Source organism: Mesorhizobium sp. WSM4830 (genome assembly GCF_055811495.1).
Genome location: NZ_JBVVQI010000043.1, coordinates 15,349 through 34,754 on the forward strand (window position 1 = coordinate 15,349; position 19,406 = coordinate 34,754).

General features: G+C 58.4%; 16 protein-coding genes and 1 pseudogene. 7 read left to right on the forward strand and 10 right to left on the reverse strand.

The features are described from left to right. Nucleotides 1-232 precede the first annotated feature (232 nt). The 3 genes from AC0L2Y_RS31475 to AC0L2Y_RS31485 are packed head-to-tail and all read right to left on the reverse strand — an operon-like array spanning nucleotide 233 to nucleotide 2,908. On the reverse strand, nucleotides 233-2,398 hold the full coding sequence (locus AC0L2Y_RS31475) for a N,N-dimethylformamidase beta subunit family domain-containing protein (protein ID WP_473561830.1): 2,166 nt from the start codon (nucleotides 2,396-2,398) through the stop codon (nucleotides 233-235). Further along, nucleotides 2,395-2,643 carry a transporter substrate-binding domain-containing protein gene (locus tag AC0L2Y_RS31480; protein ID WP_473561832.1) on the reverse strand — a complete coding sequence of 83 codons (249 nt, stop codon included), beginning with the start codon at nucleotides 2,641-2,643 and terminating at the stop codon, nucleotides 2,395-2,397. Before AC0L2Y_RS31480 ends, AC0L2Y_RS31475 begins: the two co-directional genes overlap by 4 nt. Continuing rightward, entirely contained in the window at nucleotides 2,594-2,908 is a 315-nt protein-coding gene (locus AC0L2Y_RS31485; protein ID WP_473561834.1) for a substrate-binding periplasmic protein, read from the reverse strand. The genes AC0L2Y_RS31480 and AC0L2Y_RS31485 overlap by 50 nt, the downstream gene beginning before the upstream one ends. A gap of 474 nt (nucleotides 2,909-3,382) precedes the next feature. Between AC0L2Y_RS31485 and AC0L2Y_RS31490 the strand changes: the two genes are divergently transcribed. From AC0L2Y_RS31490 to AC0L2Y_RS31500, 3 genes are all read left to right on the forward strand, one after another. Next, a complete protein-coding gene (locus AC0L2Y_RS31490) occupies nucleotides 3,383-4,879 on the forward strand; it encodes a M81 family metallopeptidase (protein WP_473561835.1) in 1,497 nt (498 codons plus the stop codon). A 131-nt stretch (nucleotides 4,880-5,010) separates the two neighbouring features. Next, the gene (locus AC0L2Y_RS31495) at nucleotides 5,011-6,345 is read left to right on the forward strand and encodes an aspartate aminotransferase family protein (protein WP_473561837.1); all 1,335 of its coding nucleotides are present in this window, start codon (nucleotides 5,011-5,013) and stop codon (nucleotides 6,343-6,345) included. A gap of 487 nt (nucleotides 6,346-6,832) precedes the next feature. After that, a complete protein-coding gene (locus AC0L2Y_RS31500; RefSeq protein WP_473561838.1) occupies nucleotides 6,833-7,057 on the forward strand; it encodes a hypothetical protein in 225 nt (74 codons plus the stop codon). Between the two features lie 51 nt (nucleotides 7,058-7,108). Here the strand turns inward: AC0L2Y_RS31500 and AC0L2Y_RS31505 are convergent. Next, a pseudogene (locus AC0L2Y_RS31505) lies at nucleotides 7,109-7,361 on the reverse strand (transposase domain-containing protein); the annotation flags it as partial. Between the two features lie 554 nt (nucleotides 7,362-7,915). On the opposite strand from AC0L2Y_RS31505, the gene AC0L2Y_RS31510 reads away from it, so the two are divergent. Genes AC0L2Y_RS31510 through AC0L2Y_RS31520 form a run of 3 tightly spaced genes read left to right on the forward strand, consistent with a single transcriptional unit; the run spans nucleotide 7,916 to nucleotide 9,723 of the window. Then, nucleotides 7,916-8,434 carry a transposase DNA-binding-containing protein gene (locus AC0L2Y_RS31510; RefSeq protein ID WP_473561840.1) on the forward strand — a complete coding sequence of 173 codons (519 nt, stop codon included), beginning with the start codon at nucleotides 7,916-7,918 and terminating at the stop codon, nucleotides 8,432-8,434. Beyond that, nucleotides 8,431-9,210: a hypothetical protein gene (locus AC0L2Y_RS31515; protein WP_473561842.1), complete on the forward strand. Its 780-nt coding sequence runs from the start codon at nucleotides 8,431-8,433 to the stop codon at nucleotides 9,208-9,210. The genes AC0L2Y_RS31510 and AC0L2Y_RS31515 overlap by 4 nt, the downstream gene beginning before the upstream one ends. A 57-nt stretch (nucleotides 9,211-9,267) precedes the next feature. Then, nucleotides 9,268-9,723 carry a transposase gene (locus tag AC0L2Y_RS31520; RefSeq protein WP_473561844.1) on the forward strand — a complete coding sequence of 152 codons (456 nt, stop codon included), beginning with the start codon at nucleotides 9,268-9,270 and terminating at the stop codon, nucleotides 9,721-9,723. Nucleotides 9,724-10,213: 490 nt separating this feature from the next. Here the strand turns inward: AC0L2Y_RS31520 and AC0L2Y_RS31525 are convergent, their stop codons facing one another. From AC0L2Y_RS31525 to AC0L2Y_RS31550, 6 genes are all read right to left on the reverse strand, one after another. Beyond that, complete coding sequence (locus AC0L2Y_RS31525) at nucleotides 10,214-11,263, reverse strand: ABC transporter ATP-binding protein (protein ID WP_473561846.1); 1,050 nt, start codon at nucleotides 11,261-11,263, stop codon at nucleotides 10,214-10,216. Beyond that, nucleotides 11,260-12,267 (reverse strand): ABC transporter ATP-binding protein, encoded by a 1,008-nt coding sequence (locus AC0L2Y_RS31530; protein WP_473561848.1) that lies wholly within the window; start codon nucleotides 12,265-12,267, stop codon nucleotides 11,260-11,262. The genes AC0L2Y_RS31525 and AC0L2Y_RS31530 overlap by 4 nt, the downstream gene beginning before the upstream one ends. 1 nt (nucleotide 12,268) lies before the next feature. Further along, entirely contained in the window at nucleotides 12,269-13,150 is an 882-nt protein-coding gene (locus tag AC0L2Y_RS31535; RefSeq protein ID WP_473561849.1) for an ABC transporter permease, read from the reverse strand. Nucleotide 13,151: 1 nt separating this feature from the next. Further along, nucleotides 13,152-14,093: an ABC transporter permease gene (locus tag AC0L2Y_RS31540; RefSeq protein WP_473561851.1), complete on the reverse strand. Its 942-nt coding sequence runs from the start codon at nucleotides 14,091-14,093 to the stop codon at nucleotides 13,152-13,154. Beyond that, nucleotides 14,093-15,697 (reverse strand): ABC transporter substrate-binding protein, encoded by a 1,605-nt coding sequence (locus tag AC0L2Y_RS31545; RefSeq protein ID WP_473561853.1) that lies wholly within the window; start codon nucleotides 15,695-15,697, stop codon nucleotides 14,093-14,095. Before AC0L2Y_RS31545 ends, AC0L2Y_RS31540 begins: the two co-directional genes overlap by 1 nt. Before the next feature lie 113 nt (nucleotides 15,698-15,810). Then, nucleotides 15,811-17,460, reverse strand: coding sequence for a gamma-glutamyltransferase (locus tag AC0L2Y_RS31550; RefSeq protein WP_473561855.1), 1,650 nt, complete (start codon nucleotides 17,458-17,460; stop codon nucleotides 15,811-15,813). A 158-nt stretch (nucleotides 17,461-17,618) separates the two neighbouring features. Here AC0L2Y_RS31550 and AC0L2Y_RS31555 point away from each other — a divergent pair, with 158 nt between their 5' ends. Then, nucleotides 17,619-19,118, forward strand: coding sequence for a M81 family metallopeptidase (locus tag AC0L2Y_RS31555; protein WP_473561857.1), 1,500 nt, complete (start codon nucleotides 17,619-17,621; stop codon nucleotides 19,116-19,118). Nucleotides 19,119-19,406: the final 288 nt, after the last annotated feature.

Consider the following 19,406-nt stretch of genomic DNA (forward strand, 5'->3'; position numbering starts at 1 on the left):
CAATGGCGATTTTGACGCCCGAATTGAAACGCAAAAGCTTAATGAGTTAATCGCGGAACTTCATAAGTTCTGAGTTCTATGCCGCATGGACCCGCACCCTCGTGTGGTTAAGCAATGCGTCGCGGCATCTTCCGACTACCAGACGGTTACATCGCTTCAACAAAATGCAATAGTGGAAACCCTCCATCGAGAGCTCCCACCCGAAGCCAGATTCCTGCTTTCCCCTAATGAGCTAATTGCCGCTTCGGATAAGCGCATCCCCTTTGGGGACAGACAGAAAATGTCTGAGTGCGTTTTCGGTCAGTTTCGAGACGCTATTGTTGTAATCATTGTGGGAGAGGCTCCCGGTCCAGGAAACAGCGCCAGCGGCGAATAGTCCACCGCCGTTTGGATGCGCCATGAAAGTAATGTGGCTCAGCGGACGTAACGGCGAATAGGAAAAGCTACCTGGCTCGGACGCCTCTGCGAAAATTGTCAAGTTAGGACGCGGTAGCCTTACTGCATCGGTTTCAAAAGCAGCAGCCGTGCCCAGATTGAGGCCGAAGTTTCCGATCGCCTCTTCGGTGATCCCGTCAAAGAACGGCGCAAACTTCGCTGAATAACTCTCCTCCGTGCGCACGAAACCTTTTGGCTCCTTCACTGCCGCGAAAAGATTTGATGCATATTCGAGGCCGGTAACTGTGCCCGTAGATCGGCCGCGCTCTAGCCAAGTGCCTCCAAACTCTCCGGTCGTTGAATGATGCTCATTTCCTTGCTCGGCTTCGAATCGAGGATAAAGGCCGGCGCTACTTTTGCGGACCTCCATCAGGTGGGGACGCATTTTATCGATCGACGTAACCCAATATAGGCCATTTCCTCCGAAATAGAGGCATCGCCCGCCCTGTGCCAAGTACTGGTCCAACTGATCGCGCATGCTGCAAGTCCAGTATTCGGGGTGGCCTGCAACGATCAGAACTTTGTAAGCCGGAAGCAAATCGCCTTTTGCTGCCGAGAGATCATGGTCGGTGTACAAATCGTTGGGGACGTCAATATGCTCCAGCCAGTCCGTGAGGTACAGGTCCGCCACCATTGTGTGGGCACCCCAATTCTGAATGGCCTTTTTCGGATTTCCGGTTCGATGCGGCTTTCGATATGAGGAGTAAAATACGCGCGACCCGTCCGAATGTGCATCATAGAGGCATAAAGCGCGATCGAGTGCACCATCATCAGTGTATCGTGCAGGATCTCTATTGCTGGAGTAGGCTTGCCACGTCAGTGTGGGAATCAGAACGCAAACGTCATTAGACGGCTGCGTTGGCCTTACGACAAAAGGCAAATATACCTCATCAACGTCGTTCCATATCCGGGCGGCGTATATGCCCGACATGGTGGCCGGTATCTCCACTGCCACTGTAGTGTTCCAATTCGCATCATCCAGGTCGTCGTCGTGGAAGTGGATCGCGTTATATTCGTGTGGGGCCCCCGCTAGGCCGCCCTTCCAAGGGCCGCTCCATTTCGGGCCGGTGATGGCCCGAGCAGGTGCGTTGATTACCTTACCGTGGTGGTTTGAAACGACGTCCACAGCGATGGCTGTATCGAATTTCTGATCGAACTTCCAATGGCTGATGCGACCTTCAAAACAGTCCGGATCAACGCCGTCAGCGAGTCGCTTGATTTGCTCGACGGTTAGTGCGCCACGAAAAAACACGGGATCGCTTAGCTTGCCGTTGAAGTGCGCCCAGTGCCCGTCGCCATTCTTGCTACCGGCGAATGTAAGAGGGCTCTCAGTGGCATGAATTGTTGAAAAAGGAACTATGACTTCGGTCGTTATTAAGCCACCGAAATTGCTCGGAGCGTTCTCGACCGGACGGTTCAGGGCCTGATGGATTGCTAACTTCCGTGTCGTCGGGTCAAACGAGACCGCGGCGAAATGCCACTCTCTTGCAGATACAAACTCGTGAGCGGTACACCATTCTGCGCCAGCTCCCGAATTCGAAACCGCCGCGGTCAACATCGAATCTCCGCCAAGGTAGAGACCAAATGAGAAGTTTCCCGGCTCGCCAATAGCAGCGAGAGTCTGCCAACCTTGATTGAGGCGGGTGGGGAAGAAGCGAACGGCCAGCGTGAAACCTTTACCCAGATCGAAGGACCCATCAACTTCGATGAAAGATCCCAAGGGAAGGTGCTGCTCCGCGAGGACGATGCTGTTCGACTTCAACCAGTCGCACTTCTCGACCTTGTAGCCAGGTCCACCAGAACGCGGGTCGCCATGCAACAAGCGAAGCATCTCGATATTGGCTCGAGCATTGTCAGCGCTACTTATTTTGAAATCCTGGATCTCTCCAGGGGCCACGCTGATTTGCTGGACGTAGCCTTCCAGGGGGGAAACTAGGGTCGGTGAATAAGGAACTTTGCTCATAGTTCCCTCCTGGCGTCTTTCGCGCGATCAATGTTACGACTGAACCATTTTTGGGAGATCTGGTCGTATTCTCCGTTCTTGACGATCGTGTCGAGAGCCGTCTTCAGTTTGGCAGCCCACTCGCCTTCGTCTTTCCGCAGCATGAAGCCCCTGCTCCCAAAACGCGGGATCGCTGATGCTGGGGCCGACCAGCTTCTAGACATCCGGCTGCTTCTTTGCAAATCCGTAGACAAGCTGGTTCTCATCGCTGAATACAGCGTCCACCCGGCCCGCGTCGAGGTCTAGGATCGCGCCACTGATTTGGTCATACGGCTGAACAGTCATGAATTTTGCAAACTTGTCGCCGCTGTATTTGACGATAGCTGATGCGCTCTTCTCGCTGATCAGCGTCTTACCTTTGAGGCTTGCTTCGCTTCCATCAATCGTGGACTTCGCGCTCACCATGAGACGAACAGTCGGCCTGATATAGGGGCCGACCATTGTGAATTGTTCAAGCCGCTCCTTGGTCATGGCGGTGTATTGATGACGACGTCGATCTGTCCCGACTGCAGGGCAGCGATTTGACCATCCCCTGCTACTGCCTGGATGACTGCAGATGACGATAGCAGGGGACGCGTCGAGACAAAGTGAGATTATCGAATAAGTCTATTCAGATATGCGATATATCGAGCAAAAGCCTTTGTGGAGGGGAGACATTGATCCATTTATCGGCCATCAAGACGCAGGACCTGAGGCAACGAGTATGATCGGTGTCGATGCCTAACACAGTAAAGATGTTCATTTATTCGAAAACCAGATAGATCAATTCGAAAATCGATCTTCTCGCAGTGGAAGCCTCCCTTTAAGCTGTTGAGGTGGCTATCCGGAGCGGACGAGGTTCCTTGCTCAGACGGAGGCGCGATCTGCCGGTTTCGATCCCTATTTGCGTTGCCCGCTAAAGGCAGCACCGGGTTGAGGTCGAGCCGTTGCCGGGAGCGATGAATAATGCGTGTGTTGGCAGCATCCTTGAAACACGAAAGCCACAGCTTTTGCAGAAGTCCGACCGACATTGACGCGTTCAAGCGGCGGGAGTACGCGACCGGTGCCGCGATCCCCCAGCGGCTCCGTGGCACGCGCACAGAATGGGGTGCCGTGTTCGACGCCGCCGAGCAATTTGGTTGGGATTTGATCCATCCGCTCGCGGCGAACGCTATGCCGGCGGGGGTGGTTACCAGCGCTGCGTTCGAGCAGCTCACTTCAGCCATATTGACTGAGTTCCGCGATGCGGCTCCCGTCGACGGCATCCTGCTCATTCTTCACGGAGCTATGATCGCCGAGGATTTCGATGACGCCGAAGGCGAGTTGCTTATGCGGGTGCGGAAGCTGGTTGGATGGGACATTCCGATCGCAATAACGTTAGACATGCATGCCAACGTAACCGACGATATGGCACGGCATTGCAACATTTTGTGTACATATCGCACGACACCTCACGTTGACTTGTATGAAACGGGCCAGCGATCTGCAAGGCTCCTTCAGCGGGCTATGCTAGGCGAAGTGCGCCCGCGTGTCGTTGTTGCGCGTCGCGCGATGATTGACCTCGATGAAGGGCGCACCGTGGGCGCCAATGCACCGATGCCCGAGATTCTGAAGATCGCTGAGCGCGCCGAAGAGACGATCGAAGGTGTGTTAGCTGTCAGCGTGCAGGCGGGGTACCCTTGGGGAGACATCGCGCAGGCTGGCACCTCTGTAGCCGTCACCGGTAACGGCTATGAAGCACGATACATCGAGCTAGCCGAGCATGTCATGGATGAGTGCTGGAAAAGACGACATGTCAGCACTATAGATTTGAGGCCGCTGGACGAGGCAATCACTGCAATTCAAGCTCACCAAAAGAGCCTGCCGATCGGACATCGTGGTCCCCTGCTCGTCGGTGACTTCACTGACTGCCCCGCCGGTGGCGCTGGTGGCGATGGCACCGCCCTCCTAAGGGCAATGCTGGAAGCAGGCATCACCGACGCTGCGTTTGGATTTATTAACGATGCGGCCACTGTAGCGGTTGGGACCGCGGCAGGTGTCGGTGCCCGAATAAATGTTGAACTCGGCGGTAGATGCGATCCGGACTTTGGTGGGGGCCCACTCGCGATCTTAGGCGAGGTGGTCCATCTTTCGGATGGCAACTACATTCGCAAAGGACCGATGGCAACTGGTACCCCCGATTCGCTTGGACCGACTGTAACGCTGGCTATTGCCGGCATTCGGGTTGTCGTGTGTTCGCACAGCTGCGCGGTAGATGATCGCGAACAATTCCGCGCCGCAGGCATCGACCCCGATAGTGAACGGGTTCTCGTGTGCAAAGCCATGAATCATTTTCGGGCAGATTTTGAACCGGTCGCCAGTGGTCTCATCTACGTAGATAGCGGCGGAGTATGTTCAACCAACTACGCACGGTTTGCCTACAGGAAATTGCGCCGGCCGATCTCACCGATTGATTTTACCTGACGCTTCTTGTGAAGGCACGCCGGGGCTTAACCGCAAACGAGGCGGCGGGCCGCCTAGCCTGTAGCAAATGCGTACCGCTTTAAATGGCCTATTGAAGGCTTCGAATATACATTCCTAAGAGGAGCTATAAAATGTCACCAGCCGCGAGTTCCAACATACCTAACGCGGATCTTGACTCCGTTCTCAATGAAGCGCGGCAGCGTTTTGTCGATCTTAATCCGAAAAGCCTCGCCCGTCACATAGCGGCCAAGGAGTCACTGCCCGGCGGAAACACCCGGGCCATCCTCTGGTACAGTCCTTTCCCGCTCACGCTAGTGTCGGGAGACGGCTGCTACGTTACAGATCTAGATGGCCATCGATACGTTGACCTTTTGTCGGAGTACACAGCGGGACTGTTCGGCCATTCCGATCCAACAATCGCCGACGCGATGATTGAGGCCATTAAAAGCGGCGTCATGCTCGGGGGACCGAACCGTTATGAGGCACAGTTAGGTGCTGCTATTGTTGAACGCTTCCCTGCAATTGAGCGGGTACGGTTCTGCAATTCCGGTACCGAAGCCAACATTATGGCGTTAACAGCTGCACGAATAATCACAGGACGCAGCAAAATCCTGGTTTTCAGAGAAAGTTATCACGGCGGAGTAATGGCTTTCGCCAATGGCGGCTCCAAGCTCAATCTTCCGTTTGAATTTTTGCTGGCCGATTACAACGATGAGGCTGGTGTCGAAAAGATCATGCGGGAACATGCCGACCATCTCGCTGCAACCATTCTCGAGCCGATGTTGGGAGCCGGGGGGTGCATCGTGGCAAAGCCAACTTTCCTGCCCCGGATCCGGCAGCTAACTGACGAGCTCGGCGTCATCCTGATCTTCGATGAAGTACAGACATCGCGTTTAGGATATCGCGCATTGCACGGCGAACTGGGAATAAATCCGGATGTGGTCACGCTCGGAAAATATCTCGGCGGCGGCGCAAGCTTTGGAGCATTTGGTGGAAAATCTTCAATAATGGAGCGCTTCGATCCCACTCGCCCAAACGCACTGACCCATAGCGGTACCTTTAATAACAACGTTATAAGCATGGCTGCGGGATTGGCTGGCTTCACGAAGGTGTTGACCGAAGATGCCAGCCGGAAAGTTAATGCAATAGGCGACTGGTTGCGAACAGAGATGAACGCATCGCTTGATCGGCACTCGATCGCGGCGACTGTGCTCGGAAAAGGATCGCTCATGAACTTGCACTTCGTGGATGGAGTCATCGAAACACCGGCGCAACTAAAGGAACGGGACGCTCGTTGGCTCGAACTATGGCACGTCGAGATGCTGCTTCGTGGGTTCTATGTCGCACCGCGCGGTCTTGTTGCTCTTTCGCTTCCCTTCGGTGAGACCGAGGCAGAGGGCTTCATCGCGGCTTTCGATGACTTCTTGGCAGCCCATCGCTCACTTCTGCCGATTAGGTCACACTAAACCGCGCCGTCTTGATGTTGTACCAGCGGCCAAATGCCATTTTGCAGCTCGCTCTCGCGTAAATTTTTTAACACTGCAATCTACAGCATCGGCGGATCGCCAGCGCGGCTATGCGAACAAAGCATCCGCTTTTCGAATATTCACTCGTCTTTAAGCCGAGCGCCCCAGTATTGATAGCGTTTGGAAAACATAATGTCCTGATCGACCGTAACATTGAACTTATGGCCGGGTCTGATCTCAAGCGTCGGCTGAACATTCAAAGTATCCCCACGGTGACGGCCTCCTTGCTGAGGTAGGCTGAAGGCTGCAACTCCTAGTGCAAGCACTAGGAGTTGCCCTGTGACGAAGCATCAGATTGAAGTGATCACGTCGGTCGAGCGGGGCCGGCGCTGGTCTCGGCAGGAGAAGGAGCGGCTGGTCGCGGCGACGTTCGAGCCTGGGCCAGTGTTTCAGAACTCGCGCGATCGCCGGCATTCATGGCATTCATGTGAGCCAGCTTTTCCGGTGGCGCAAGGAACTCTGCCAGATCTCCGCGCCGTCCGTGCCGCAGCTTTTTCCCGTGGAGGTCGTCAAGGCGCAGCCACCGCCGATCTCCCGACCGCGCAAGAAGAGCAGTATTGTGACGATCGAGCTTGGCGGTGCCCGTCGCCTGCGGATTGAGAGTGATATCGATACCGAGGCGCTCGATACGCATACGACGAAGGCCGCATGATTGGCACACGCGCCTTGGCGCGGCGGGCTCTATGATGGCGTTGCGTGAAGGTTAGGCGGCCTGCTGATCGGCGGGCTTGTCGGCTTCGCACAGGCGCTTCCATTCCCAGGGCAGTAGTTCGTGCAGACGCGTGGCGGGAAGATCGGCAATGCGGGCCAGGGCGTCGGCAAGCCAGGCTTTCGGGTCGACGTCGTTGAGGCGTGCCGTGGTGATGAGGGATGAGGGCAAGCATGACGGCGGCGCGGTCGGCGCCGCGCTGGGAACCGGCAAAGGTCCAGTTGCGCCTTCCCAGAGCCATTCCCCGTTCATTCTGCCCATATCGGGCTTGAAGTAGAAGTACATTACCGGGGGCATGCGCTTTTTGGCCGTCGGGTGCGGCGCCAATACAGCGAACAACGTGCAATCGGTCGGATCGTGCATGTCGAGGCGGCCCCCGGTGTCGTTGTCGCTGTGCCGGAATGGATGCTGGATGCCGTCGCCTGCGCCGGCATGACGCTGGGAGAGCCACGCCTTTCGATAGTGGCTCTAACAGATTTACACCGTCTGCTTATCGAACATGGTTTTCGCGAATACTTGGGGGGTGATTCCCATCTGGAGCATCCCGATGACAAACCTGCCAACTCCCGCGACGCGTCCGCTACCCATCCGGTGAAGCTTTCGATTACCCACATAATCGGCGGGCTTATTGCCCCGTGTGAATCTGCCGTGATTCTGTCCGTGAAGCCGAATCACGGAGGCGTCACGGATGCGAGACAAGACCAGCAGCAGCGAAGCCGCTTGGCAGGAGGAAGAGCTTTCTGCGGCGAGCCCTTCCCGACAAGTGTCTGACCCGTCGGCTGCGACGGTTGCTGGACTCAGATGTCGGCTGCGCCGGGCAAGCCAATCCCGGCGCCCTGCGGCGACTGGGCGGCGGTGAAGGTGGCCTACCGCTTCTTTGACAATCCGCGTGTGACCGAACATAGCGTTCTCGCCGGCCATTTCGCCGCGACCGCGGCGCGCGTTGCGGCGAGCGAAGGTCCGATCCTTATCCTGCAGGACACGACCGAATTTATCTACAGCCGCGCGCAGCCGGGCAAAATTGGCTTCACCAAAACCATCAACGCCGGACGCTACAAGGCCGGACAGCCCAACGTGCTGACCCTGTGCGGGGTGCTGATGCATTCGAGCCTGGCCGTCACCCTCACCGGCACACCCCTCGGTCTGATGGCGGCGAAGTTCTGGACACGAACGAAGTTCAAGGGAACGCTCGCGCTCAAGCTGCACATCAATCCCACCCGCGTGCCGATCGAGACGAAGGAGAGCTACCGCTGGCTGGAGAACCTGCGCCAGTCCATCGCGCTCGTTGGCGCGCCCCCAGCGCTGCGTGCATGTGGGTGACCGGGAGAGCGGACATCTACGAACTCTATTGCACCGCGCAAGACCTTGGTACCAGCTTCCTCGTGCGGGTGCAGACGAACAGACTGGCAGAGCGGCCTGCCGATGCTGCCCCACACGATCCTGCTCATCGCGTCTTTGCCCAACTTGCGGCGGCGCCTTGGGCGGGACGTCATCGCATTACGGTTGATCAGGACGAGACGACCTGGCTGCAGGTGAAGTTCGCCGCGGTCAATACCTTGCCGCCAGTGGGCAAGCAGAAGCGCTACAGTCCGCAGGCTCTGACTTACATCCACGCACTCGACGAGAATCCGCCGCCCGGTCGCGAGCCGATTGACTGGAGGCTGGTGACCAACCTGGCGGTCGAAGATCTCTCCGTGGCGGTCGGGAAGCTGGGCTGGTACGCCCTGTGCTGGAAGGCGGAGGTGTTCCACAAGGTCATGAAGTCCGGCTGCCGTGCCGAGGAGGCGAGGCTCGAGACCGCCGAGAGGCTGGCGAAGTTCCTCGCTCTCATCGCGGTGGTCAGCTGGCGCATAATTCTTCGTCACTATGTCGGCGCGCCAAGCCAGACGCCAAGCCTAGACAGCGTTCTCACTGTCGCCGAGATCACTGCGCTCGACCGGATCGACGCGTCCCGAACGCGACCGCGCCTCCAACGGCACGCTCGCCGCCTACCTGCTGCAAATCGCCATGCTTGGCGGCTATCGCCCGCAAACATGATCCGCCTCCAGCGCCGCGCCAGATCCGCGATCAGGAGATTGCCGAGACGATCCGGCTGACGCTAGAGGCGGCACCGAGATGCGACCCACTGGAGCCTTCGCCCCCCGGCGTGCACGGTGGGCATGCGCCTTCGCCACCGCATCTTGACGGCCTTCGGCCTTCAGCCGCACCGCGCAGAGAGCTTCAAATTATTATCGGATGCGCTGTTCGTGGAGAAGGTGCGGCGCGACAATGAAGCTGCGAGCGCGCGTCTCATCAGAATTGTCGCGCCACGAGAAGATGCGTGCTCGCCTCTACCTGGCCCGCCCGAGCGAGCGCTGGTCCTGTGCGTCGACGACAAGAGCCAAATCCAAGCGCTGGATCGCACGAAGCCCGTGCTGCCGATGCGCCCCGGCCAGATCGAGCAGCGCAGCCACGATTATACGCGGCACGGCACCCTTTCCCTGTTTGCTGCCCTCGATGCCGTCACCGGCAAGATCTTCGGCCGCTGCTTCAAGCGCGATCGCGCGCAGGAGTTGTACGCGAGATCGAGGCCAATGTCCCGGCTGACCTCGATGTGCACACCGTCATAGACAACTACGCCACCCATAAGACCAGCACCGTGCGCGCCTTCTTCCTCAACCGGCCTGCTGGCATATTCACTTCACACCGCCAGCGCCCTCATGGCTCAACGAACGCTTCTTCGCTAAAGCGGATCAGGCGCGGTGTCCACAGGTCGAAACAGGAGCTGGAGACGGCAATCAGAACTTACATCGAAGCCGTCAACCGTCAACGCCGAACCAAAGCCCTTCAGATGGAGCGGGTCCGCCAACGATATTCTCAACACCATCTAGCGCTTCTGTCTGGCTAGGCTTCAAGTCGCACAACACCAAACCGAGATGGCTCAAACTTCGGAATCAGGACACTAGCAGCGCCAGTGATACCAAAGCGGAAGATCGAACCTGACGTTTGGTCCTTATTGGCCGGGCAACCACTCTTTTGGGATGGACATCCATCGACTTTCCTCATTTCCCCTGCCGGGGCATGAATTCCGGTTTGAAAACAGATGTGTTCCGCAAACCGTCAATCCCTCGAAGTGGGAGTTCTACACTGCGGAAAACGAAGGATCGGCAAAGGTATCATGGGTGCCGGAATGTCTGTAGCCGGGGCGCGGACATGACAGGCCACGACGCGCCCGTCGGGCATCGGCACCAAAGGCGGTAGCTCTTTGCGGCAGCGTTCGACCGCGAGCGGGCAGCGCGGGTGGAACGCGCACCCACTTGGCGGATTGATGGGGCTCGGCACCTCACCCTCTACGGGCGCCTCCAGCCGAACCCGCGTGGGATCGGGCACCGGAGCCGCCGCGATGAGCGCCTCAGTGTAGGGATGGACCGGGTTCGCGAAAAGCGCCTCGCAAGGCGCGAGCTCCACGATCCGTCCCAAATACATGACCGCAACGCGATGCGCGATATGCTCCACGACGCCAAGGTCATGTGAGATGAAGACGAAGGCGATGCCCATCTGCTGCTGGACATCCAGAAGCAGATTCAGGATCTGCGCCTGCACGGAGACGTCGAGTGCAGACACCGCTTCGTCAGCGATGATGAGCGAGGGGTTTAGCGACAGGGCACGTGCAATGCCGAGACGCTGGCGCTGCCCGCCCGACAATTCGGACGGGAGCCTGCCCATCATCTCAGGTGACATTCCGACTTTTCGGAGAAGGTCCGCGGCGAGTGCCTGGCGCCGCTTCCGGCTGAGACGCTCAAAGTTCTCGACAGGCTCGGTAATAATTTGCCCGGCCGTGAGGCGCGGATTCAGCGACGAGTAAGGGTCCTGAAACACCATCTGCATGCGACGGCGCCACGCGTGAAGCGCGTCCTTCTTGAGGCCCGCAATATCGGTCCCGTCGATCAGCACGCGCCCACCCGTCGGCTCGACGAGCCGCATCAGGAGCCGTGCGACAGTGGACTTGCCGCAGCCGGATTCGCCGACAATGCAGAGTGTCTCGCCCGCCTCGACGCTGAAGGATACGTCCTGCACCGCCCGGATCACCGGTATGGTTTTCTTGAAGAGGCCCGAACCAAGCGGGTAGTGCTTGGTCAGCTTCTCGACTTTCAGCAGAGGACCGCTCATGCGCCCATCACCTCTTCGGCGCGCCAGCAGGCCGCGGCGTGCTCCGACCCGACATCTCGCAGGGCAGGCGTCTTGTCGCGGCAAATGTCAATCGCGAACGGGCAGCGCGGCGCAAAGCTGCAGCCGACGATGGGCTCGCGCAGGCTTGGCACAATGCCGGGGATCTCCGGGAGGCGGCGCTGGCGGCTGCGCCGCCGGTCGGGCACCGAGCGCATCAGCCCTTGGGTGTAGGGATGCGCCGGACGCGCAAACAGATCGATCACGCTCGATTGTTCGACGATCCGGCCGGCATACATCACGATCACGCGTTGGCATGTCTCGGCTACAACGCCCAGGTCATGCGTGATGAACATGACGGCCGTTCCCGTGCGCTCCTTCAGATCAACCATCAGTCGCAGGATCTGCGCCTGGATGGTGACGTCGAGCGCCGTCGTCGGCTCGTCGGCGATCAACAGTTCCGGCGAGCAGGCCAGAGCCATGGCGATCATGACGCGCTGGCGCATGCCGCCCGACATTTCATAGGGATAGTTGTCGACCCGACGCTCGGGGTCCGCGATGCGGACAAAGCGGAGCATTTCTTCGGCCTTGGCCATCGCAATTGAACGGGAGGCCCCCGTGTGAATCTGCACCGCTTCAGCGATTTGGCGTCCAACCGTGTAGACCGGGTTCAGACTCGTCATTGGGTCCTGGAAGATCATGGCGATCTTGTCACCGCGGATCTTCCGCATCTCGCTCTCCGAGAGTTTCAGGAGGTCGCGGCCTTGAAATCGGACCTCACCTCCAACGGTCTCAGCACTCTGCTTCGGGAGCAACCGAAGGATCGAGAGGGCGGTGACGCTCTTCCCGCACCCCGATTCGCCGACGACGCCGAGGGTTTCGCCCTTCATCACCTGGAAGCTGATGCCTCCGAGGGCATGGGTCACACTTTCTTCGCCGTAAAAATGTGTTTCAAGGTTTCGAACATCGAGAAGTATGTCTTTCCCTACGGTTTTATACATTAGCATGTCAGCGCCTTCGCTTCGCGTGGGGATCGAACATATCGCGCAGGCCGTCCCCCAGTAGGTTGACCGCAAGGACCGTGACGGCAAGGCAGATACCTGGCGCGAAGATCGTCAATGGGGCGATGGCGAGATACAGGCGCGAACTGGCGATCATGTTGCCCCAGCTGGGGATCTCGGGCGGTACGCCCACGCCGAGGAAACTCAGCCCCGCCTCCGTCAGGATCGCGCTGGCGCAGACAGTAGCGCCCTGGACCATCAGTGCCGGAATTGTACTCGGCAGGATATGCCGCCACAGCACCTTGGGCAGGCGAGCACCGCCGCAGAGCGCGGCCTCCACATAAGGACGCTCCCGAACACTGAGGACCACTGAGCGAACCAGCCGCGCGACCGCCGGCGTCTCCGGAATCGCAATGGCTACGATGAGGATAGCGATCCCGGGGCCTGTCAGGGAAATAAGCGCGATGGCCAGCAGAATCGTCGGGATAGACATCAGTCCGTCCATAACCCGCATTACCACATTGTCGAACGGGCGATTGTAGCCGGCGAGGATGCCGATCAGGAGCCCGACAAGAGCCGCGCACGCCGCCGAGAGCAATCCGACCATGAGAGAGATGCGGGCGCCGAAGATCGTTCGGGCAAACACGTCACGGCCCAGATTGTCGCTCCCGAACCACATTGCGGGGGACGGCGGCTGAAGGCGTTTGAATGGATCCATGTTCACCGGATCGCCCGCGTAAAGCGGGGCAGCGAGCGCCAGAACGATCAGGAGCGCCAACAGGCCACCGCCGATCAGGACCAGCGGATGTCGCCTTGCGAGACGAGCAAGGCCCGAAAGTCTCAGCGGGGCCGTCGACGTGGTTTCAAGTGTTGCGGAGGGGAGCGTCATATCAGTACCGGATGCGCGGATCGATCAAGGTGTAAGCAAGATCGACTGCGAGATTGATAAGGACGTACAGGCCCGATGTCAGGATGAGCACGCTCTGGATGATGGGATAGTCACGGTTGTTGATCGCATCGACGACCAGACGCCCGATGCCGGGTATGTTGAACACCGTTTCCGTCAGAACGACACCGCCGATCATATAGGCGAAGCTTATGCCGATCACGGTCAGGATCGGCACGCCGGCATTCTTCAACGCATGGTGGACAAGCAGGGCATAGGACGAAGCCCCCTTGGCGGCGGCCGTTCGCATATAATCTTCCGACAGAACTTCGAGCATGGTCGCTCGGGTGACCCGCGCGATGAAGGCAATGAAGCCCAGGCCCAAGGCCAAGGTGGGCAGGATCAGGTGCACCAACCAGGCCCCAAGGCCACTTTCGATCGGCTTATATCCCTGGACTGGGAGCCAGTGTGTTCTGATAGCGAAAAAGTAGATCAGGAAATAGCCGATGACAAAGACCGGGACGGAATAACCAAATGCCGAGAAGGCGGTGAGGAGCCGATCGACAAGACCGCCAGTTCGCCACGCGGCAAGAATCCCAAAAGAGACTCCGACCGTCACCGAAAGGATCATCGTCAGCATCGATAGGGAAAGGGTCGGTTCAAGCCTCTGTGAGATGAGCTCAAGAACCGGCCGCCCAGAAAAAATGGAGATCCCGAAGTCACCACTAATGATGCCCATCACCCAATTCACGAACTGAATCGGCACCGGATCATTCAGTCCCAGTTGCTCCCGGATGCCAGCGATCATCTCCGCCGTGGCGGACCTGCCGGCGATCATGCCCGCCGGGTCGCCGGGCGCCAGCCTGAGAAGCAGGAAAACGAAGATCCCGACCATCGCCATGACGGCGATGGTCGAAACCAATCTACGAAGGAAGTAGGCCGCCATTATGAGGCCTTCTCCATGTTCCACATTGGCAGGTAGCCGCCAGGCGTATCGAGGAGACCAGTGAGCGTCTTACGGCGTGCGGTTGCCCGGACGCCTTGCCCTAAGGGAACGAAGCCTACGAAGTCCCACCAAATACGTTGCATCTTGCGGGCCAATGCCTTTCGTTCCTCAAGCGTTGCGACATCCGCCCATTGGGCCCGCAGTGCTTCGTATTCATCGTTCTTTGGCCAGCCGTACCACCCCTTGTCTCCATTCGCGGCTAACAACACGCTGCTCATCGGATCCCCGAGCGCGACTTCAGGCCAGTTCGATATTAAAACGTTCCAGCCGCCACTCTCGACCGGGCCCTTATTCGACCGACGCGCGACGAGCCCGCCCCAGTCGCTTGGCGCAAGCTCGGCATTGACCCCAATCTTCCGCAATGTGGCTGCTAGAAGCTGGGAGGGGTTGCTTGCTTCTGGCCAGTCCGTGGGCTGCAGGATGACGACTTTCTCGCCCGCATATCCGGCCTCCTGAAACAGTTGTCTGGCTTTTTCCGGGTCGCCACCCTTCTTGTACCATCCCGTATTTTCGTCGTTGGAATAGGGCGTATCGTTCCCAAATACCGACTTGACGGGGCTGATGTATTCTGGGGGGAAGCTGGTACGCATGAATGCCTCCTGATCTATCAGGTGAAGCATCGCTTGGCGCGCCTTGACGTTGTCGAACGGCTTCTGCAGACAGTTCATGCGAATGAAATATACGGTGCCCGACTTGTTCCGAACCTCGAGTTCAAGGCTGGGATCGCTCTCGATCACTGGGTAAAGATCGGCCGGCGGCTCTGGAAGGAAATCAACCTCACCCACCTGCAAGGCTGCTAAAGCAGTCTGCGGATCGGCGATATTGTCCCAGATCACACGCTCGACCTTGACTATCTTTCCGCCGGCGTATGCGTCGGGGGCTTCCTTGCGTGGCACATATTTTTCGTTGCGGTCGTAGGTGTAATTCGCGCCCGGCCGGGCAAGTGCCTCATTGAACTTGAACGGCCCCGATCCGATTTTCGCGGTAACCTGCTCGGTTGCGGGACGATTTGCGTCCTGCTCGCGCATAATGAACAAGAACTGCCCCGAGGCTGATGCTAGGATATCGGCCAGAAGTCCGAGCGGTTCCTTAAGAGCAATGGTGAAGATCTTGTCATCTTTCTTTGATATATCCTTGGCCCGCTCTAGGAGCAGCTGTCCGCCCGCAGCCACTTGGCCCCAGCGATGGATCGAGGCCACACAATCCGCCGCAGTGACGGGGCTGCCGTCGTGCCAGCCTAAGCCGTCCCGAAGCTCGAACGTATACGTCTTCCTGTCGTCGGAGAGCCCCCACTTCCCTACCATTTGTGGCTGCGGCATTAGCTTAGAATCTAAGGCAAAAAGCGTGTCGTAAATCGCCAAGCCATGCTCTTGGGTGACGGAAGCCGTCGAAGCGACCGGATCAAAGATGCGGCTCTCTTCCTTCACCATGCGCACCGTCCCCGCACCTTCTGGCGAAGTTTGCGCCCGAAGGATTGATGGGAACGACAAAGTCGTTCCGACCGTTATGCCTGCCTTGATAACGTCGCGTCGAGATATCGTCATGCTCAATTCCTCCCATTTATCCTATTTTAATCAAACGCTCAGACACCGCCCCGCCACAGCCCAACGCAAGGTCTCCTCCCCAGAGTTCTCCTTCCGGATCGTCGAACTCGCCTTCAACCAGCCGTCGCAAAACCGGCATAAGCGACCCCACCATCCCAGTAGGTATCCGCACCCCCGGAAAACCAACCGTTCCGGTCGCGGAGGGCAACATGCAACATTCCGCTATCCTCTCCCGTGTGCCGCGAAAAAAAGCAGAGAGGCAGACCGAGCGCCGCGAGCCTGTCACCGATGGCGGGGTCGAGTTCAGTGCTGATTTTAACGACGCCGTCAGTGATCAATACGCTAGCCGGATCAGCTACCGCCGCGCGCGCCGACATGTTACGATCGACGATATTCACGATGGCACGCAGCACCGCGCCGGTAATCCTCTCGGAGCCGGCGGCGCCCAGCGCGACACGGTCGCCCCAAGGTGACATCAAAATAGTAGGCGCCTGATAAGTTATATCGCGGTCCGCAAGACGGCGGCCATCTGCCATCTGATAGCTATGCGCCATAAGATAACCTCCTGGCGCGGCCACGAGGGAGCCGAAATATTCTCCGATCGAAGTCGTGATGGAGGCGACCGTGCCGTCGCTATCAACCGCCGAAATGTGAGTGGTGTCGCCTTTGCGACCCCGTACCCGCGCCTCGGGCAACCCCGCAGCAAGATCACTATATGCAGCCATCAGTGTACGGACGGTACCCGCCTGGGAGGCGATATGATCAGCCCGAAGCAGAGATGGGGCATCGGGTCCGAGCCCCTTCTCCTCCCCCTCAAAAGCAACGCGCTGTGATAGAAGCATGGCTGCCCAGCGGTCTGGATCGTCCAATTTGGAGAAATCAAAGGATTCGAAGAGGGCAATAGTTGCGACCAGGGGATAGCCATAACCTTGACGGCCGAGCGTCCAGCCCTTCCAGCCACGATAGCAGAACGCCACCGATTCCGCATCAAGCGCTTGGTATGTGGCGAAATCGTCCAGGACGAGGCTACTGCCCGCCGCCGCGAGTTTCGCCAGAAAGCCCTCAAGCTCAGTGCCGCTCATGATGCTGGCCGAGCCACCTTCGCCATAGGCGGTTAACGTTTCCGCGAGTTTCGGCTGGCGAAAAGTCTCACCGAATCGCCAAGGCGATCCATCAGGCTTCAGGAAAAAGGCCCCTGCAAGGGGGTCTTTCGCGAGCAGGGGTGCCGCGCTTGCCCAGACATTTGCTAGATTTGCGCGAATGACAAACCCGTCGCCTGCGAGGCGTACAGCCGGCTGAACCACCTGTTTCAGGTTCAGGCGGCCATGTTCTGCCACCGCCTTTTCAAATGCCCTAGGAATGCCCGGAACGGGCACGGTTCCAACCCCGTTCTCTGCGCCTTGTGGCGACCAAGCCGCCGGCACTGCGCTGCGGCCGTCAATGACGTTTACATGACCATCCGGGCTCAGGATCATGATGTGGCAGCGCCCGCCAAGACTAGTGTTAGCGGGATCGGCGACGGTCATGGCGAGAGCTGCGGCTACTGCCGCATCCACCGCATTACCCCCGATACGGAGCATTTCTGCCCCGACTTTGGCAGCGGGTTCGGAGCCTGCTGCGACAACACCGCCACGAGAACGTGGCCCTATCGCAGCCACATCTTTCGAAGCAGCGGCGAGCCCGCGTGCTCGGATGTCGTTCGGCGACGTAGAGGTGCGCTCAAGGCTGCAGCCTCGCCCCTTGCGTTGTCCTTTTCCGGGCATGATCCGTCCCCGCCATTTTCTTGTTGCAACAAACGTTCCACATATTTAGATTTGAGTCAAATGTATTTACACGGCAAAACATGGTCAGCGATCCGCTTCGGGGGCATCATTTGATCTTGCAACCTGGCCCGCTCAGCTTCTGGAAAGGGAAAGAAATAATGTCTGCCAGCACTAAGGCGCGACGCCGCGTTGCTATCGCTGGTTTCCTCGACGAATCAGTTACGTTTATCGAGAAGGAAACACCGCTCGAGCAATTCAGGACCGCAGAGACTTCTGGAGCGGCTCTCCTCGAAAATTGTCGGGCGACCAACACTGGTATCGGCGGGATTATCGAAATCTGCGAGAATGAGTGTGCTGAAATCATTCCGCTGTTTTATGCTCCGGGTGGAGCTGCCGGCCCAACCAGTGATGAGGCGTATGAGCACTATATTGAGAGACTAATCGGGGGTATCAGATCGGCCGGTAGGCTTGATGGCGTGCTTTTGGAACTTCATGGCGCGATGGTAACTCCGACACGGATTGATGCCGATCGGCAGACGCTGGAGCGTGTTCGAGCAGCCGTTGGGCCAAATACTCCTATTGTGGTTGCACTGGATTATCACGCCAACCTTGACGAAAAATCAATCGCGGCGGCCGACGCCGTCTTCGGTTATCACTTTTCCCCGCACACAGACATGGGCTCCACCGGAAAACGCGCGGCAGAATGTCTGTTTCGGACCCTAAGGGGGGAGATCGCACCGGTCTGCGTTCTGGTGAAGCCCGGCGTCATGGTGCCGAGCATCTTCAGCGCTACCGGCATGGAGCCGCTGAAATCGATTGTCATGAAGTCGATCGAAATGAGCGAGCGAAGCAAGCGGTATCTCGACGTCTCGATCTTCGCAGGTTTTTCCTATGCCGATGTCCCGAACTGCGGCTTCTCAGTGGTCGTGGTGGCGGATCAAGACCGTTCGGCGGCACTAGAAATCGCAAACGGTTTCTCCTCGCAAATCTGGACGCAGCGGGAAGCCCTGACTCACCGCGACCTTGTCCACTCAGTGGAGAGCGGGCTCACGGCGGCAAAACAGCACGTATCGGAGGGCAGGCGCCCCATCGTTCTGCTTGAACATGCCGATCGGATGCATGACTCGACCTATCTCCTTCGTGAGGTCCTGCGCCGAAAGCTGCAGCGGACAGCTGTTCCTTATTTGTGGGATCCCGAAGCCGCCGCCGCGGCCGTATCGGCCGGGGTTGGCGCGACTGTCAGCCTGGAGGTTGGCGGAAAAAGCACTGATCGCGCGGGAGGACCGGTCTTGCTTGAGGGCAATGTTATTCATGCAGGGCGCGTCACCTACCGTGCGACCGGTCCATACAACACGGGAAGCAAAGTAGATCTCGGCACTACCGCTGTGATAGATACTGGCTCAGTAATGGTGTCGCTGACTTCCCTCCCCACGACTGCCGTCGACGACGACTGCCTGACGCAATTCGGACGTACGCTGGACGACTTTGACTATGTAGTCCTTCGCTCAAAGACACATTTCCGCGCTTTCTTCGAGCCCGCGGCCGCGACGATTCTGATTGTGGACACCCCGGATTGGGGGCCTGCCGATCTGCGCTTTTTGCCGTATAAACGTGTTCCCCTCGATCGGGTCTACCCCTTTGTTGAGTCGAAGGCATGAGCATCCGGCAGGCAACCGGCATCTTATCGGTCCGCGGTTCGACGCTGACATTGAACACATGGTTACTTGGTCGGCCGTGAAGAATTCGGAAGCCGCTGATATCGCATGGAATGGTTTACTTTCAATGGGCGGGGCTGGATTTGCGGCAGACCTATGTGCGGGTCGGCAAGCTGGCGCTGATCAAGCGCCAGCGCTACGCCCACGCCAAGCAGATGGGGTTGTCTAATCGCGGTGGGGACGTCAAGTATCTTCGCGCTTGGAGATGCGTTGGCCGGGTACACGGTTGTC

Bases quoted from the DNA above. Each gene is read 5' to 3' on its own strand.
- AC0L2Y_RS31475 (WP_473561830.1), bottom strand. From the start codon at position 2,398: ATGAGCAAAGTTCCTTATTCACCGACCCTAGTTTCCCCCCTGGAAGGC.
- AC0L2Y_RS31480 (WP_473561832.1), bottom strand. From the start codon at position 2,643: ATGAGAACCAGCTTGTCTACGGATTTGCAAAGAAGCAGCCGGATGTCT.
- AC0L2Y_RS31485 (WP_473561834.1), bottom strand. From the start codon at position 2,908: ATGACCAAGGAGCGGCTTGAACAATTCACAATGGTCGGCCCCTATATC.
- AC0L2Y_RS31490 (WP_473561835.1), top strand. From the start codon at position 3,383: ATGCGTGTGTTGGCAGCATCCTTGAAACACGAAAGCCACAGCTTTTGC.
- AC0L2Y_RS31495 (WP_473561837.1), top strand. From the start codon at position 5,011: ATGTCACCAGCCGCGAGTTCCAACATACCTAACGCGGATCTTGACTCC.
- AC0L2Y_RS31510 (WP_473561840.1), top strand. From the start codon at position 7,916: ATGTCGGCTGCGCCGGGCAAGCCAATCCCGGCGCCCTGCGGCGACTGG.
- AC0L2Y_RS31525 (WP_473561846.1), bottom strand. From the start codon at position 11,263: ATGAGCGGTCCTCTGCTGAAAGTCGAGAAGCTGACCAAGCACTACCCG.
- AC0L2Y_RS31530 (WP_473561848.1), bottom strand. From the start codon at position 12,267: ATGCTAATGTATAAAACCGTAGGGAAAGACATACTTCTCGATGTTCGA.
- AC0L2Y_RS31535 (WP_473561849.1), bottom strand. From the start codon at position 13,150: ATGACGCTCCCCTCCGCAACACTTGAAACCACGTCGACGGCCCCGCTG.
- AC0L2Y_RS31540 (WP_473561851.1), bottom strand. From the start codon at position 14,093: ATGGCGGCCTACTTCCTTCGTAGATTGGTTTCGACCATCGCCGTCATG.
- AC0L2Y_RS31545 (WP_473561853.1), bottom strand. From the start codon at position 15,697: ATGACGATATCTCGACGCGACGTTATCAAGGCAGGCATAACGGTCGGA.
- AC0L2Y_RS31550 (WP_473561855.1), bottom strand. From the start codon at position 17,460: ATGCCCGGAAAAGGACAACGCAAGGGGCGAGGCTGCAGCCTTGAGCGC.
- AC0L2Y_RS31555 (WP_473561857.1), top strand. From the start codon at position 17,619: ATGTCTGCCAGCACTAAGGCGCGACGCCGCGTTGCTATCGCTGGTTTC.